12 protein-coding genes are annotated in these 15,105 nt (G+C 60.7%); 7 read left to right on the top strand and 5 right to left on the bottom strand.

Translation table 11 applies throughout. The features are described from left to right. Positions 1-42 precede the first annotated feature (42 nt). Both nadD and L6D81_RS14105 read right to left on the bottom strand, forming a co-directional pair. Positions 43-765, bottom strand: a complete 723-nt coding sequence (nadD, locus tag L6D81_RS14110) for a nicotinate-nucleotide adenylyltransferase (RefSeq protein ID WP_236180255.1) — start codon at positions 763-765, stop codon at positions 43-45. Beyond that, entirely contained in the window at positions 734-2,005 is a 1,272-nt protein-coding gene (locus L6D81_RS14105) for a glutamate-5-semialdehyde dehydrogenase (RefSeq protein ID WP_236180252.1), read from the bottom strand. The genes nadD and L6D81_RS14105 overlap by 32 nt, the downstream gene beginning before the upstream one ends. A 177-nt stretch (positions 2,006-2,182) precedes the next feature. Between L6D81_RS14105 and L6D81_RS14100 the strand changes: the two genes are divergently transcribed. The 4 genes from L6D81_RS14100 to L6D81_RS14085 all read left to right on the top strand — a co-directional run bounded on the left by L6D81_RS14100 (position 2,183) and on the right by L6D81_RS14085 (position 10,022). Then, a complete protein-coding gene (locus L6D81_RS14100) occupies positions 2,183-2,878 on the top strand; it encodes a DNA-3-methyladenine glycosylase (RefSeq protein WP_236180250.1) in 696 nt (231 codons plus the stop codon). A gap of 55 nt (positions 2,879-2,933) precedes the next feature. Next, positions 2,934-4,250: a bifunctional DedA family/phosphatase PAP2 family protein gene (locus tag L6D81_RS14095; protein WP_236180248.1), complete on the top strand. Its 1,317-nt coding sequence runs from the start codon at positions 2,934-2,936 to the stop codon at positions 4,248-4,250. Positions 4,251-4,493: 243 nt separating this feature from the next. Then, complete coding sequence (locus L6D81_RS14090) at positions 4,494-7,154, top strand: hypothetical protein (protein WP_236180246.1); 2,661 nt, start codon at positions 4,494-4,496, stop codon at positions 7,152-7,154. 1,047 nt (positions 7,155-8,201) lie between these two features. Beyond that, on the top strand, positions 8,202-10,022 hold the full coding sequence (locus L6D81_RS14085; RefSeq protein ID WP_236180244.1) for a hypothetical protein: 1,821 nt from the start codon (positions 8,202-8,204) through the stop codon (positions 10,020-10,022). A gap of 19 nt (positions 10,023-10,041) precedes the next feature. On the opposite strand, the gene L6D81_RS14080 is transcribed toward L6D81_RS14085, so the two are convergent. From L6D81_RS14080 to L6D81_RS14070, 3 genes are read right to left on the bottom strand one after another with little or no spacing between them, the layout of a single operon-like run. Continuing rightward, positions 10,042-10,632: an LON peptidase substrate-binding domain-containing protein gene (locus L6D81_RS14080; RefSeq protein ID WP_236180242.1), complete on the bottom strand. Its 591-nt coding sequence runs from the start codon at positions 10,630-10,632 to the stop codon at positions 10,042-10,044. A gap of 10 nt (positions 10,633-10,642) precedes the next feature. After that, on the bottom strand, positions 10,643-11,359 hold the full coding sequence (locus L6D81_RS14075) for an LrgB family protein (protein ID WP_236180240.1): 717 nt from the start codon (positions 11,357-11,359) through the stop codon (positions 10,643-10,645). Further along, positions 11,359-11,721 carry a CidA/LrgA family protein gene (locus tag L6D81_RS14070; RefSeq protein ID WP_236180238.1) on the bottom strand — a complete coding sequence of 121 codons (363 nt, stop codon included), beginning with the start codon at positions 11,719-11,721 and terminating at the stop codon, positions 11,359-11,361. The genes L6D81_RS14075 and L6D81_RS14070 overlap by 1 nt, the downstream gene beginning before the upstream one ends. Positions 11,722-11,914: 193 nt before the next feature. On the opposite strand from L6D81_RS14070, the gene L6D81_RS14065 reads away from it, so the two are divergent. From L6D81_RS14065 to L6D81_RS14055, 3 genes are all read left to right on the top strand, one after another. Continuing rightward, positions 11,915-12,370, top strand: coding sequence for a MaoC family dehydratase (locus L6D81_RS14065; RefSeq protein WP_007909575.1), 456 nt, complete (start codon positions 11,915-11,917; stop codon positions 12,368-12,370). 110 nt (positions 12,371-12,480) lie between these two features. Continuing rightward, positions 12,481-14,208: a C13 family peptidase gene (locus L6D81_RS14060; RefSeq protein WP_236180237.1), complete on the top strand. Its 1,728-nt coding sequence runs from the start codon at positions 12,481-12,483 to the stop codon at positions 14,206-14,208. A gap of 27 nt (positions 14,209-14,235) precedes the next feature. After that, positions 14,236-14,877, top strand: coding sequence for an oxidoreductase (locus L6D81_RS14055; protein WP_236180235.1), 642 nt, complete (start codon positions 14,236-14,238; stop codon positions 14,875-14,877). Positions 14,878-15,105: the final 228 nt, after the last annotated feature.

The following is a 15,105-nucleotide window of genomic DNA, read 5'->3' as shown; positions in this document are numbered from 1 at the left end:
GCTTGGCGACACGTGGGTTCGTATCAGTGAAGCACGCCTTGTTCAGTTCGACGCACGGTACAGACCGTGCGCATCGATGTAGGCCAGGACCGCGTCGGGCACCAGGAAACGTACCGACTTACCGCTGGCCAGCAGTTGACGGATCTGGGTGGCGGAAACCGCGAGCGGTGTCTGCCAGACGAATGCAATCTGTCCGCTCGGCCCCTTCAGGGCCAGCGGGTCGCTCACCGAACGAGCTGCCAGCAGGTTGCGCAAGGCATCCGGCGGTTCGCTGTCGGCGTCCGGGCGCTGTAGCACCAGGATGTGGCAATGCTGGAGCAACTCTTCCCAGCGATGCCAAGTGGGCAGGCCGCAAAACGCGTCCCAGCCCAGAAGCAGAAAAACCTGGGTCTCGGCGGCCATTTCGGCACGCAGCGACTCCAGGGTATCGATGGTCCAGGACGGTTTGTCCCGCTGCAATTCGCGAGCGTCCACCACCAGCGGCGGCACACCGGCCACCGCACATTCAACCATTGCCAGCCGGTCCTGCGCCGACACCTGCGGCGTATCGCGGTGCGGCGGCCGGGCGCTGGGCATCATGCGCAGCTCGTCGAGCCCCAGCGCTTCGGCAACTTCCAGCGCACCACGTAGATGGCCGACGTGCACCGGGTCGAACGTCCCGCCCAGCACGCCAATGCGCAGGGGACGGGATTTCTTGCCGGATTTCGGCGCTTTCAGGTCGAGGTCGGACAAGTCAGACCGTCGCCTGGCCGCGCAACTGACCATCACCGACCACGATGTACTTCTCGCAGGTCAGTCCTTCGAGGCCCACCGGGCCACGGGCGTGCAGCTTATCAGTAGAAATGCCGATCTCGGCACCCAATCCGTATTCGAATCCGTCGGCAAAGCACGTCGGGGTGTTGATCATCACCGAGGCCGAGTCGACCTGAGCCACGAACTGGCGGGTGTCGGCGAGGTTTTCGCTGACGATCGAGTCGGTGTGATGGGAGCCGAAACGGTTGATGTGCTCAATGGCCTGGTCCAGGCCATCCACCACCCTGATCGACAGAATCGGCGCCAGGTACTCGGTGCTCCAGTCTTCTTCGGTCGCGGCGACGGCTTCGATAATCGCCCGGGTGCGTTCGCAGCCACGCAGTTCGACGCCTTTTTCGCGGAACTGTCTGGCCATCGACGGCAGGAATTCCTTCGCGACACGTTGATCGACCAGCAACGTTTCCATCGCGCCGCAGATGCCATAGCGATAGGTCTTGGCGTTGAAGGCGATGCGCTCGGCTTTCGGTAGGTCGGCGTGCTCGCTGACATAAACGTGGCAGATGCCGTCCAGGTGCTTGATCACCGGTACCCGGGCGTCACGGCTGATGCGCTCGATCAGGCCACGACCACCGCGCGGTACGATCACATCGACGTACTCGGGCATGGCGATCAGCGCGCCAACGGCGGCGCGGTCGGTGGTTTCCACCACTTGCACCACGGCGGCCGGCAGTTCGGCTTCGGCCAGACCACGCTGGATGCAGGCGGCAATCGCGCGGTTGGAATGAATCGCTTCGGAACCGCCACGCAGGATGGTCGCGTTACCGGACTTCAGGCACAGGCTCGCGGCGTCGATGGTCACGTTGGGACGGGATTCGTAGATGATCCCGATCACGCCCAGCGGCACGCGCATCTTGCCGACCTGAATGCCCGACGGACGGAAGCTCATGTCGCGGATCGCACCCACCGGATCCGGCAGCGCCGCGACCTGACGCAGGCCGACGATCATGCCGTCGATACGCGCCGGGGTGAGTTCCAGCCGCTCCAGCAGTGCCGGCTCCAGACCGTTGGCGCGACCGGCGGCCAGATCCTGTTCATTGGCTGCCGCAAGCTCGACGCGGGCGGCGTCCAGGGCATGGGCGGCAGCCAGCAGGGCGCGGTTTTTCTGCGCGGTGCTGGCACGGCCGATGACGCGGGAGGCTTCGCGGGCGGCGCGACCCAATCGGGTCATGTAGTCAAGAACGGACTCAGTCATGGTCTGCTGGGGTCTTGGCAAAGAGGAAAGCGGCAGATTATAGCTGTCGCGTCCCGGGACTAACAGCGGTGACGGGCGGATGGTCGAAATGGACCACGATTTGCCGACGTTCAGCCGTGATTAAGCCTCGAATTGTTATCATCACGACCTCCTCCGCCTGGATAGACACTGTTTGCCATGTCCAACCTGACCGTTCGTGCCACCTTCGCGCGCCAGCCCGTCGGCCTCGCGGATGCTTTTTTCGACCGTGACGCCCAGACGCTGGCCAAGGATCTGCTCGGCAAAGTCATTCGCCACCGGGTCGGTGACTTGTGGCTCAGCGCCCGAATCATCGAAACCGAGGCCTATTACTGCGAGGAGAAAGGCAGTCACGCGTCCCTTGGCTACACGGAAAAGCGTAAGGCTTTATTTCTGGATGGCGGCCACATCTATATGTACTACGCCCGGGGCGGCGATTCGCTGAACTTCAGCGCGAAGGGTCCGGGCAATGCGGTGTTGATCAAATCGGCCTATCCGTGGGTCGACGAGATCAGCGGCCCGGCCAGCCTGGCGCAGATGCTGCTGAATAATCCCGACGCTCAGGGCCGCCCGCGCCCGTCGCAAAAACTGTGTGCCGGGCAGACGCTGCTGTGCAAGGCGCTGGGACTGAAAGTGCCGGTGTGGGATGCCAAGCGTTTCGACCATGAAATCCTGCTGGTGGAAGACACCGGCCCCGCGCCGCCCCATGTGATTCAGACCACTCGCCTGGGTATCCCCCAGGGCCGCGACGAACACTTGATGTATCGCTTCGTCGATGCCGCCTATGCCCAATGGTGCACGCGGAACCCGCTGCGCCGGGGTCAGGTCGAAGGTCGCGATTATTTTCTGCTGTGAATGCACACCCCTTCGGCTCGCCGTTCAGGGACATCAATGAAATGGAGTGGTTTGTATGGGCCCATGGCTCGATAGCGTGACCGGGTGGCTGGCCGCCAATCCGCAGTGGCTGGCGGCTGCAGTGTTTGTCGTGGCCTGTGTGGAATGCCTGGCGATTGCCGGATTGATTGTGCCTGGCACGGTGCTGCTGTTTGCAGTGGCGGTGCTGGCCGGCAGCGGAGCGCTGTCGTTGAGCGAAACCCTGTTGCTGGGTTTCCTCGGCGGGATTCTCGGCGACGTGATTTCGTATTTCCTCGGTCGCCACTTCCACCAGAACATCCGGCGCTTGCCGGGGTTGCGCCATCACCCGGAATGGATGGCCGGCGCGGAAACCTACTTCCAACGCTACGGCATCGCCAGCCTGCTGGTCGGGCGCTTTATCGGCCCGTTGCGGCCAATGTTGCCGATGGTCGCGGGGATGTGCGACATGCCCTTCCCGCGCTTTGCGGCCGTCAGCCTGCTGGCAGCGGCCGGCTGGAGCCTCGCCTATCTGCTGCCGGGCTGGGCCACCGGGGCGGCGTTCCGTCTGCCGTTGCCGGAAGGCTTTTGGCTCGAGGCCGGGATTGTTGCCGGCAGTATCGCGGTGATGGTCGGCCTGAGCGCCAACAGCAGCCTGCGCCGTCATCGCCGGGCGACGGTCTGGATCAGCAGCATGAGCCTGTTGATCCTGATCGGCCTGTTCATCGGCTTCCCGTACCTGAGCGCCCTCGATCAGGGCGTCATGACCCTGGTGCAGGAACACCGGCGCCCGGCGCTGGATGAAGTGGCAGTGGTGTTCACCCTGATCGGTGAGTTCCGCAACATGCTGCTGTTCAGCGGCCTGCTGACCGCTCTGCTGTTGCTATGCCGCCAGTGGCGACACGCGATCTTCGTCGGCGGCACCCTGCTCGTCACGGCATTGGCCAACACCGGAACCAAACTGTTTTTCGCCCGGGTACGCCCGGAAGTGCTGACTGACCCACTCACCAGTTACAGCATGCCCAGCGGTCACGCTTCGGGGTCGTTCGCGCTGTTCCTGACACTCGCCGTGCTGGCCGGGCGCGGGCAGCCGCCGCGCCTGCGCCTGACCTGGTTGTTGCTTGGCTGTATACCGGCGCTGGCAATTGCCCTGTCGCGGGTATATCTGGGCGCGCACTGGCCAACGGATGTCCTGGCCGGCGCCATGCTCGCTGCCTGTGTGTGCGCAGCGGGCCTGTGGCTCAGTCAACGCGACGCCCCTCTGGGTGCGATGCCGCAGAAAGTCTGGTGGCTGGTCTTGCCGGCGCTGGTCGCTCTGTTTGGTTTCTTCGTATTGCGACACCTGCCACACACTCTGCTTCGATACGCCTATTGAGCCGCATCCGACGCTTCGCGGATTCCCCTTCGGGGCGAATCCGCAAGCGGCGATCAGTCCTGTTTGCCAACTGAAACGCTGCTGTTTCAACCAATACGTCACCGCCACACCTGCCAAAACAAAAGACTCTCATCGCGATTGAAGCGACCGCCGGAAATATAATTGGCAAAACAATCAGCCTGACCAAAAAAATCATTACATGACAGATTAATCCTCTCATCACCTCATGGAAGAGTATTGATCTTGTCTATCCCTCTTGAAACAACTTCTGAAACTTATCCTACAACTTCGATTGTTATTTCAGACATAAGCAACTCATCAACTAACCGTCATTCAGAAACTTCCATCCCGGATCGCCGCACACCCAGCCTGCGCGACACAGACAGCCTGTTTGGCCCCCTGCGCATCGGCGAAATGAGCGTCAGCCGCCAGGAACTGCAGGCCTTGGGCGCAAGGCTCAATGGCCAGCCCATCACCGCAGCCAATACCTACTTTTCCGAACCCGATCAGTCATTCATCGATGCGTTGGCGTTCGATCCGGCCGAAGTTGAACAGCGCATCAAGTCAGTCAATACACAAGAAGGCCAGAAAGTTGCGCCGCTGTTGTATGAAATAGTTACACAGCGTTCACCGGATGCCCCATCGCTGATGCGCGAGATGACAACGGGCGAATCCGCTCCGTCCATGAACAAGATCAACAACCTGCTCAAAGCCACACAGCGCCTGGACATACGCAAGGAGCCGCTGCCCGATCATTTACCCAACTGGGTAGACAAGGCCAAGAGTCGAAGCCTGGCCGGCATGGGGGTGGGACTGCAGGCTTACGGACTGTACAGCGCGTTCACCGGTGCCATTGACGCCCTCAAGAAAGGCCATACAGGGGAAGTCCTGATCAATGTCGGCGGCGGCCTTGCGGAAATAACCTCACTGGGATTCGAGTATGCCCTGACCCGAACAGGCGAACATATGATCCGACAAGGTTCGGCGACCCTTGAACAATTCGGCAGGACCGGCATGGGCAAGTGGCTCTGCCGGGGCGCGGGATTGATCGCCAGCGTGCTGACGCTGCCGTTTGATATCTACACCGCCATCAAATCCTTCAACGATGCTGCCAAGGCCCAGGGAAAAGAGGCTCAGGACCTCTACGTGACCGGAGGGCTGAGTATATTCAGCGCCGCGCTGTCCCTGGCGCTGGGTTGCGCTGCGCTGGCAGGCTTTCAGGCGGCCGGTCCGGTGGGCATTGCAGCAGCGGCAATCATGATTGTCGGCGCCAGAATCTATGGCGCCGTCCGGGTCGTCGACGACATTGACGATTACATCGAACTGTCCGTGAACGAACGCTGGCGTGCCGGCTGGTTCGCGTTCACCGGACAGGACCAGGACAAGGCCGTGATGGAGCGCTATCTGGTCGCGAAAACCACCCGCAACTATGCCAAGGCCTTGAAGACCCAAAGCCTGCGCTGGCTCGACAATGAACTCAAGGACAGTGTCGACGCGATCGTCAACGGCCGGTTCGACGTCAGGCTGCAAGCCACGCGCATCCATCGATACCAGTGGGATGAAGCCAAGGGTGAAACACCCTACGTCACCGAGAACCTGCCAGTCATCGTCGAGACCGATGACCATTACGATGCACGCGCCGGCCTGCCGGTCTCTGACGCTATCGTTACCACCGTGAAGAGCGACCCCGCCAAAGGCGTTTTCTGGAGCCTCGGCGGTGGCAATGACACGGTACAGGGGGTGCGCGACAAACCGAATTTCTTCAGTTATGGCGCTGGCAAAAAAGACCTCGGTGGTGGTGACAGAGACGACTCGTTTCTTTTTCAGTCCGCCAGCGATGCACTTTCCGGCACAGAAATCCGCCCGAGTCATCTGCAAGGGGGTGACGGTACCGACCTGCTATGGCTGCAAGGCACTCACAAGCACCTGGATCACATCCCGAATCCACCGACTTACCTCGGTTACGACATCGACATGAAATCCGGCAGGCTCGGGTTGCGCTCGGCGGACCCGGCGGTCGAACCGGTGCTGCACTCCACGTTCAGCTCCATCGAAAAAGTCGAAACCCTGGCCGGCGCTTATAACCAGGTCAAGGGATCGGATCAGGCCGACGTCATTACCGCCAACGGGCAAGACCAGGTCAATGCCGGTGCAGGCGATGACCACATTTACGCACGAGGTCTCTTTGCCAGTGTCGATGGCGGTAGCGGGAGCGACACTTACCAGATCAACCCTCTGAGTCGCCAGATTCTCATCACCGAGGACGGCAGTGAGCCAAGCAAGGTTTATCTGGGTGTAACACTTGAAGCGGTTCAGAGCTGGTTCATCCGTGCCAATGCTCTGGTGATCGAGTCGTTGCGTGACGACCACCCTCGCTCACCGCTACGCACACTGGTACTCGAAGAGGTCTACCGGAACGTCGATGGCCAACGCCTGCTGAAAAACGACAAGTGGATATTCATCACCCAGGATGGCTACCACTTGCAACCAGACTGGCCGGCCGAGATCACAGCCCTGACCGATCACCCCCTGAACGTCAACGTCATCACTGTCGGCGTGGCCAGGCCATCCCCGCTGTCGCTCAACAACCCGGTCAACATTCCGTCGCCCAGTGCACACTCGTATTACTTCGTCTCCAGCAAGAACTATCACACCGTCCTGAAAGCCGCGCGGCGGACAAAAAGGCGCACAGCACGCTGTATGTCGACTTCGACAGCAAGGACATTGCCGAAGTCAGGGCGATCTATACCGTCACGGCACAGCAGACAAACGCATTCACCGTGCTCACTTACGACGACGTCCACTTCACGATCGCTTTCGGACCGGGTGCCGGACTGCTCTCGTTACACGGCGCCGTCATCGAAAGCACGGATCGAAAAAGTGACAGAGGGGCAGGCATCCTGACCGCCGGCTGGAAGATGAATCACGCCTTCACCCTGGTCATGCGCGATGGTGTGTCCTTTCAACTCGACTATCCGGGCACTGCCGCTCTGGACGATGCCAGAAATCCCGGGTACCGATCGGTGGAAAGCCGCACATCGTTGCGAAAGCGCGCCGGGACCTACCTGTTTGTCAAACCGTCCGTCGAAAAGCGAACCCTCAAGGACACCCCGCAACGCGTCGATTTCAAGGCCATCGATCACAACGCGACGTTCTGGCTGGAGGGACGATCCTCGACGTACGCGCTGTACCCGGCCAGCAATATGTCCATTCGCCTGTCCACCGCCGAAGCGGACGCCCGCGACCTGGGATCATCGACCTGGCACATTCATACGCAACAGCTGCAGGAAACGATCAGCGACAGCCACCTCTCCATCAAGGATGACCTGCTCAAGATCGGCAGCGTTCACATTCACCTGCCCGACAGCAACGACGCATCGCTGCCCCTGGAAACCATCGACGTCATCGACTCTGCGGGGCATCGCTATCGGGTCAATACACTGTTCGAGGTGATCAGTCTGCATGCTGTCAATGCGCTGTCTTGTGCCTCGACCCAGGCAGTCGTCGCCCTGGTTGACGACCATAAAAGCCGGCAGATGCTGGAAAGCGATAACGTTCCCATCGAGAACATCCATCTGCCCGATGCACCTGACGCAAAGATTTTCTACAACGCGGCTACCGCTCAATGGACAGCCCGCGGCGACGCCACACGCCTCATCGAACCGCAACGCCTGGTCATCGAAAAAAAATCGGCTGCAAAAGCAGTAACGATCTGAATCGAACACTGGACCAACATTTCAACCGTCAAGGAATGACACGATGCGCCCAAAGATCCCCCCTTCATCAAATTTTCCAAGAGGGCATTCGCAAACGCCAACGGACACGTTTGTCAATCGACCGCGTTCAGAGGTGGAAATACCGGTACTGCATTGGCCACACCCGGAGAATACAAACGGGCCTGCCGTCTCGACCGGACAGGGTCCGGGCAGTCACTCCGTCGATGGCGACGCCATGCCCGGAGTCGAGATCTCAGACCTGCCCGATGTTCAGCCCGCGCCAGACAGCGGGTTGACCGGCTATTTATTGAACCAGGCGTTGTTGCGCAATATGCAGGCAGCGGACGCCGACGGCTTTCGTTTTGTCGTCGGCCGCCGGTTTGTGGATATCGAGGACATCGGCACCGTGCATGTGGAGTTCGACGCAGCCCACAGCGCCTATCGGGTAACCGACCTGTACAGGAAACTGGCGCCCGGCCCGCTGATCCTAAGAGATCCGGGCGAGAAAACCTGGCGCCTTGCCCACCAACCGCCGAAAGCACCACCGGCCAAACGTCCAGCCTCTGAACAGGACGACTCGCAGGCCAAGCGCCCAACTATTTTCCAACCGCAACCTTTCCAGCCATTGACGCGTCCTCATCTGGACCCCATGCCTCACTGGATAGAGCTTGACGACCAGGGGTATTACCGACGGCAAGAACATTTCCACAGTTCGCCGGACGCCGATTACTTCTACGGATTCAAGGGGCCAGACAGCTATTGGGTACGGGTTGACGAACCTCCAGCCGGTTTCAATGGCTCGCCCACCCACCTGACGGCCTGGAAGGATCATCAGATCTGGGAGGCTTACGGCATTCATGGCCGGGACATCACCCGTTTCCGGGAAGAAGCCCAGACCAGCGGCCATCGGCCACACTGGGTCAAACCGCTGGTGACCAACAATGCCAGGCAGGATCTGATCATGGATGGTTTGCGCTGGTTGCATCCGCGCAAGACGCTGGATGAAGTGACTGAACACCTGCGCAACTACAACCTTTCGCCCGGGCAACATGTGCAATTGCGCAACGACCTGCTGGACAACCCGCGACAAATGCCGCAGTGGGCAGAGCAGCACCGGTTGCGTTCGCTCGACGAGAACGATCCGGGGCGCTTCGATCAACTTCGCCAGGAAATTGAGCCGCTGATCATTCCCACAAGGAACGGCACGCTTTGGCGCGGCGACCTTGTCGACCTCGACCAAAGCCTGAGCCGGCCCTTTCTCGACGGGGCTCTAGGCAGTCTTGGTTACCTGCGCAACAGTAACGGCTGCCTTTACCGCATCGACATTCCCGGTTTGTTCAGGGCCGATGAACGAACGCCGTTCGAGTTTTATGACGACGGCAGAATGCTGCCGCGCTTGAATCATCCGCGCGGCGCGACCACCCAAAAGCCTATCAGTGCAACGGTCAGTCTGAAGCTGGTCACGGAGTATGCCGGCAAAGGCAGGGATGCCCCGGATCCGGAATACCTGCTCTACAACAACCAGAAGAACAAATATCCCGGCAAGAAACCCGGCGAGCCTGACCACGATGCGGGCGAGTCCGATAATGAGTGGTCTGATGCCTCTGATGTGGAACTGGATTCGGAGCGCAACTACGAAACGACTCGACATAACCAGAGATTCATTTTCGCCTACATCATCGACACGCGAAAAATGGAAGTCGTGCTCAGGGAAGAAAATGAGCTGTTCAATCCGTCCATGGAGAAAAAGGGGGCATGGTTTCCCGACGATGATCTCGAAGCGCTGATCTCGACTTCAAAAAAAGGCATCGAATCCAGCCGGCTCTGGCTGTTCGACTCAACTTATACCCGAGCGGCAAAAGTCGACGATGTGGCCAAGGCCGGAAAAGACAGATGGTTGAGCAATCGCAGTATTGAAGAACGCACCCACAGGGGCGTCCACAACCAGCATGAATATGACGCACTGATCGACAAGGTCGCGAAGTCCGGCAAGCCGATACTGACGCTCGACCCGGGCAAGGACTGGTTCGCCAGCGATATTGTCTGGCCCGATTAACGGACCCGATCAGCCGGTCCTATGCAAACAACTCCCCCTGCAACTCATCGAGCAGCGCCTGGATCGCATCCAGGCGCTGTTGCGGATCGTCGAGTTGCAGCAGATCGATCTTGTCCTCTTCGGCAAAAGGCAACAGGTAAGCCAGCTGGTTGGCCAGCGACTGCTGGCCAACCGCTTCGGTCCCCATGTTCAGCGCCTCGACCATAGGATGTTCGGCCAGTGCCTTGAGCAGCGCTACCAGATCCGCGTCTTCATCCTGCAACGGTTGCTCAGGCTCTTCATCCAGCCAGTCGACCTCGGCCAGGATCAGTTGATCGCGTTGTACCTCGGTGCGCTGCACCATGAAGCGGCGCCCGCCCTGCACCCGGATTCCCAGCAGGCCGTTGTCCTGTTGCTGGAAGTCGGTGATCCGCGCTTCGCACCCGACCATCGCAAACCCTTCGGGCGCCACGCCGACTTCGTGCCCTTCGAGGATGCATACGACGCCAAAGCCCCCGCCCTGTTTCATGCAACGGCCGATCATGTCCAGATAGCGCGCCTCGAAGATCTGCAAATCCAGATTGCAGCCGGGAAACAGCACCGTGTTCAGCGGAAAAAGCGGCAGACTCATAGACATTTCCCTACACCACCATCGACACCGCCAACGGCAGGAACACCGCCGTGGCCACGCCCATCAGACTCATTGCCAGCGCCGCGAAGGCACCGCACTCATCGCTTTCCTGCAACGCCACCGACGTGCCGACCGCATGCGCCGTCATGCCCAGCGCCATGCCGCGCGCCTCGGGGCTGTGCACGCCGAGGCGGTTCAGCAGCGCCGGGCCGAAGATCGCGCCGATCACCCCGGTAATCAGCACGAAGACGGCCGCCAGCGCCGCTACGCCACCGATCTGCTCGGCCACCAGCATGGCGATCGGCGAGGTCACCGACTTGGGCGCCATGGTCATCAGGATCATGTGATCGGCGCCGAACCACCAGCCCAGCGCCACGCCCATGCCCGTGGCGACTACCCCGCCTATCACCAGCGTAGTAAAAATCGGCCAGAACAATTGGCGGATGCGCCGCAGATTCAAATACAGCGGCACGGCCAGCGCAACGGTCGCCGGCCCCAGCAGGATGCTGAGGATTTCCGTGCTCTTGCGGTACTCGGTGTAGGTCAGGCCGCAGCCGACCAGTACGCCGATCACCAGCAGCATCGAGACCAGCACCGGTTGCAGAAAGATCCAGCGGGTTTTCTCGAACGCTGCCAGCACCAGTTGATAAGCCCCCAGGGTGATGCCGATGCCGAACAGGGGATGGTGAATCACCGAAGCCCAGGCGCCTTGCCAGTCGAACAGCATCAGGACTCCTCCGAATGTGGCGCGTGACGCTTGACCAGGCGCTGCATCAGCACCCCGGCGAAGGCCATCGACAGAATCAGCGACACCACCAGCGCACCGACAATGGCCCAGAAATCCGCGGCAATCGCTTGGGCGTACACCATCACGCCCACCGCCGGCGGTACCAGCAGCAACGGCAGATAACGCAACAGGTTGCCGGCCGCAAGATTCAGCGGCTCGCCGACCTCACCGCGCACGATCAGAAATACCAGCAACAGCAACAGGCCGATGATCGGCCCCGGCAGCACCGGCAACAGCAAATGATTGAGGGCCGTGCCGAGCAGTTGAAACAGCACCAGCATGGTCAGGCCACGTAGCAACATCCGACATCTCCGTCTTACTTTTCACCTTGCAGGTCGCCCGCATTATAAGCACGCCTGCGCTATGGATCGGCATTCGCCAAAAGCATGGTCGGTTGACCTGAGCAAATCGCCATGATGATCTACAGTGGTTCGCAGGGCGGTCAAATCCCCTACCTGAAAAACTACAAAACCGATGAACCCAAGGAGAGTCTCAATGCCCTATGTTCCAGTTGCAGAGCTCAAAGATTATGTCGGCAAGGAACTCGGACGTTCCGAATGGCTCACCATCGATCAGGAGCGCATCAACCTGTTCGCCGAAGCCACCGGGGATTATCAGTTCATCCATGTCGACCCGGTCAAAGCCGCGCAAACGCCATTCGGCAGCACCATTGCACACGGTTTCCTGTCGTTGTCGCTGATCCCCAAACTGATGGAAGACATCTTGATCCTGCCGCAAGGCGTGAAGATGGTTGTCAACTACGGTCTGGACAGCGTGCGTTTCATCCAGCCGGTCAAGGTCAACTCCAAGGTCCGGCTCAAGGTCGATCTGGGTGAAGTCACCGAGAAAAAACCTGGCCAGTGGCTGCTCAAGGCCACCGCCACCCTGGAGATCGAAGGCTCGGACAAACCGGCCTACATCGCCGAACCGCTGTCGCTCTGCTTCGTTTAAGTGCCTGGATGCGAAGCGGCTCACGCTGTTTCGCATCCGCTCCTCCCTGCCGGCTGTATAAGGTCACATAGCTGCGGCATACTCGGTCGCCTAATTGCCCGGATCCCGCTATGCGCTCATTCGCCCCTCTTGCTCCCCTTGCCTTGACCCTGTTGCTGGCCGCGTGCGGCGACGGCGAATCGCTGTTGCCGCCGGATGCGCGCCTGCCCGACGGCGGCCGCTATCGCGGTGAACTGGTCGATGGCTTGCTGCAAGGCCAGGGCCGGGTCGACTACCCCAATGGCAGTTGGTACGCCGGGGCGTTCGACAAGGGGCAATGGCATGGCCAGGGCGAATGGCACGGCAGCAATGGTGAGGTCTATCGCGGCAATTTCCAGCAAGGGTTGTTCGACGGCCAGGGCACGCTGACCACCCCGACCGGCAGCTACACCGGCGGTTTCAAGCTGGGCCGGCGCGACGGCGAAGGCACCCTCAAGGAAAACGCGATGACCTATCGCGGCGAATTCAAGGCCGACCAGTATTCCGGGCTCGGCCGCCTGGAGCTGGACGACGGCAGTTCCTATCAAGGCCAGTTCGCCCACGGCAAACCCAATGGCGAAGGCCAGCGTGGCGATGCCAGCGGTAATCAGTTCACCGGTCACTTCGTCAATGGCCAGCTCGAAGGCAACGGTACGTTCAACAGCGCCGATGGCGACATCTACGTCGGCGGCTTCAAGAACAATCAACTGCACGGCAAGGGCCGCTACGAAAACGCCGACGGCGACGTCTGGCTCGGGCAGTTCAAGGAAGGCGCGCTGACCGGCAAGGGTGAACTGATCGGCGCCGACGGCAGCCACTACATCGGCTATTTCAACGACTGGCGCTTCAGCGGTCAGGGCCGCCTGAACCTGTCCGATGGCAGTTTCTACGTCGGTGGATTCGACAGCGACAGCTATTCCGGACGTGGCACCCTGGTGCTCACCGATGGCAGCGTGCTCAGCGGCACCTGGATCAACGGCCAGCGGGTACGCGATGCCGCCGGCAAGTTGCTGCCCGACACCCTCGAGCTCGGCCTGCTGGCCCAGGGTCGCCTGCTCGACGAGGCGCTGGCCAATGTGCCGGCCTCGACTCCGGCGGTGGAGCTGTACACCCTGACCCTCGGCGGCGATGGCAAACAGAGCGTGTTCCTGCGCGAATCCGATTACGTCGCGAACATGCTCACCAGCCGTTTCGGCGCCTTTGGCCAGATCCGCCTGGTCAACCACCGTGACCACCTCGGCGACCGGCCGATGGCCACCCGCGAAAATCTGCGTCGCGCCGCTCAAACCCTGGCCGAACGCAGCGGCCCGGAAGATCTGGTCTTCATCTACCTGACCAGCCACGGCACCGCCGAGCACGAACTGGTGCTTGACCAGCCGCGCATGGAACTGGCCGACCTGCCCGCCGACGAACTCGCCGCCGTGCTCGCACCGCTGAAGAACCGCGACAAGATCATTGTCATCTCCTCGTGCTACTCCGGCGGTTTCATTCCGGCACTGAAGGATGAACGCACGCTGATCATGACCGCCTCGCGCGCCGACCGCGTGTCGTTCGGCTGCTCCGAGGAGGCCAACTTCACCTACTTCGGCGATGCCCTGTTTGCCCAGGCATTGAACCAGACCGACGACCTGGAGCAAGCCTTCAAGCTGGCCCGGGCCACGGTCGCCGAGCGCGAACTGGCGGACAACTTCGAAGCCTCTGAACCGCAGATCTGGGCGCCGAAAACCGTGCTGGCGCACTGGCAACTGCTGCGTAAACAGCAAGCGAGAAAAGCCTTGCAAAGTGCTGCGTTGAACGACGGAGCGATAAAGAGCAACTAAGCTGAACAGTATCAAGGGAGAGACACTATGTACTTGACGCCTCAGCATGTCTTGCTTGCCGGAGCCACCGGTCTGACCGGTGAACATCTGCTCGACCGTCTGCTCAACGAGCCGACCATCAGTCGTGTCCTTGCCCCTTCACGCCGGCCGCTGGCCGAGCATCCGCACCTGGAAAACCCGGTCGGTGACCCACAGACCTTCCTGCCGCAGTTGTCCGGCCGGGTCGACATCGCCTATTGCTGCCTTGGCACCACCATCAAGCAGGCTGGCTCCGAAGAGGCGTTCCGCGCCGTGGATCTGGACATGGTCGTCGCTTTCGCCAAACGCGCCCGGGAAATGGGTGCACGGCACCTGATTGTGATCAGCGCACTGGGGGCCGATCGCCGATCCTCGATTTTCTACAACCGGGTCAAAGGTGAAATGGAATACGCCTTGCGTGCGCAAAACTGGCCGCAACTCACCATTTGCCGACCATCGCTGTTACTTGGCCAACGCAGCGAGCCCCGCCTGGGCGAACAGCTGGCCGCACCGCTCTCTAAATTGATTCCCGGCAAATACCGGGGGATCGAAGCTTGCCAACTGGCCCGTGCCATGTGGCGTCTCGCACTGGAAGAGCAGGACGGGGTAAGGATTGTCGAGTCGGATGAACTGAGAAAGCTCGGCAAGTGAGTTCACTCACGTCGGGGGTTCGATGCAGATCCGGACAACCGTTTTCAACGGAGCCGCGGCTCTTGCAGTGAACCTCCTGACAAGACCGAAACAAGCCAGGTCTTGTCACCAGCCATGTCCTAAGTAACTACCTCCTGCTCCTTTGCGTTCATGGATAACGTGCTTACCAGCCTGTCGGTGCCTGCCGTCCCGTTTCGGGTGGCAATCCCGCACGTCAGCCAATCAATG

It is taken from the genome of Pseudomonas sputi, assembly GCF_021603585.1.
In the GTDB taxonomy this organism is placed as follows: domain Bacteria; phylum Pseudomonadota; class Gammaproteobacteria; order Pseudomonadales; family Pseudomonadaceae; genus Aquipseudomonas; species Aquipseudomonas sputi.
This window is presented reverse-complemented; position numbering and strand designations above follow the sequence as displayed.

Bases quoted from the DNA above. Each gene is read 5' to 3' on its own strand.
- nadD (WP_236180255.1), bottom strand. From the start codon at position 765: ATGGTCAGTTGCGCGGCCAGGCGACGGTCTGACTTGTCCGACCTCGAC.
- L6D81_RS14105 (WP_236180252.1), bottom strand. From the start codon at position 2,005: ATGACTGAGTCCGTTCTTGACTACATGACCCGATTGGGTCGCGCCGCC.
- L6D81_RS14100 (WP_236180250.1), top strand. From the start codon at position 2,183: ATGTCCAACCTGACCGTTCGTGCCACCTTCGCGCGCCAGCCCGTCGGC.
- L6D81_RS14095 (WP_236180248.1), top strand. From the start codon at position 2,934: ATGGGCCCATGGCTCGATAGCGTGACCGGGTGGCTGGCCGCCAATCCG.
- L6D81_RS14085 (WP_236180244.1), top strand. From the start codon at position 8,202: ATGCCCGGAGTCGAGATCTCAGACCTGCCCGATGTTCAGCCCGCGCCA.
- L6D81_RS14080 (WP_236180242.1), bottom strand. From the start codon at position 10,632: ATGAGTCTGCCGCTTTTTCCGCTGAACACGGTGCTGTTTCCCGGCTGC.
- L6D81_RS14075 (WP_236180240.1), bottom strand. From the start codon at position 11,359: ATGCTGTTCGACTGGCAAGGCGCCTGGGCTTCGGTGATTCACCATCCC.
- L6D81_RS14070 (WP_236180238.1), bottom strand. From the start codon at position 11,721: ATGTTGCTACGTGGCCTGACCATGCTGGTGCTGTTTCAACTGCTCGGC.
- L6D81_RS14065 (WP_007909575.1), top strand. From the start codon at position 11,915: ATGCCCTATGTTCCAGTTGCAGAGCTCAAAGATTATGTCGGCAAGGAA.
- L6D81_RS14060 (WP_236180237.1), top strand. From the start codon at position 12,481: ATGCGCTCATTCGCCCCTCTTGCTCCCCTTGCCTTGACCCTGTTGCTG.
- L6D81_RS14055 (WP_236180235.1), top strand. From the start codon at position 14,236: ATGTACTTGACGCCTCAGCATGTCTTGCTTGCCGGAGCCACCGGTCTG.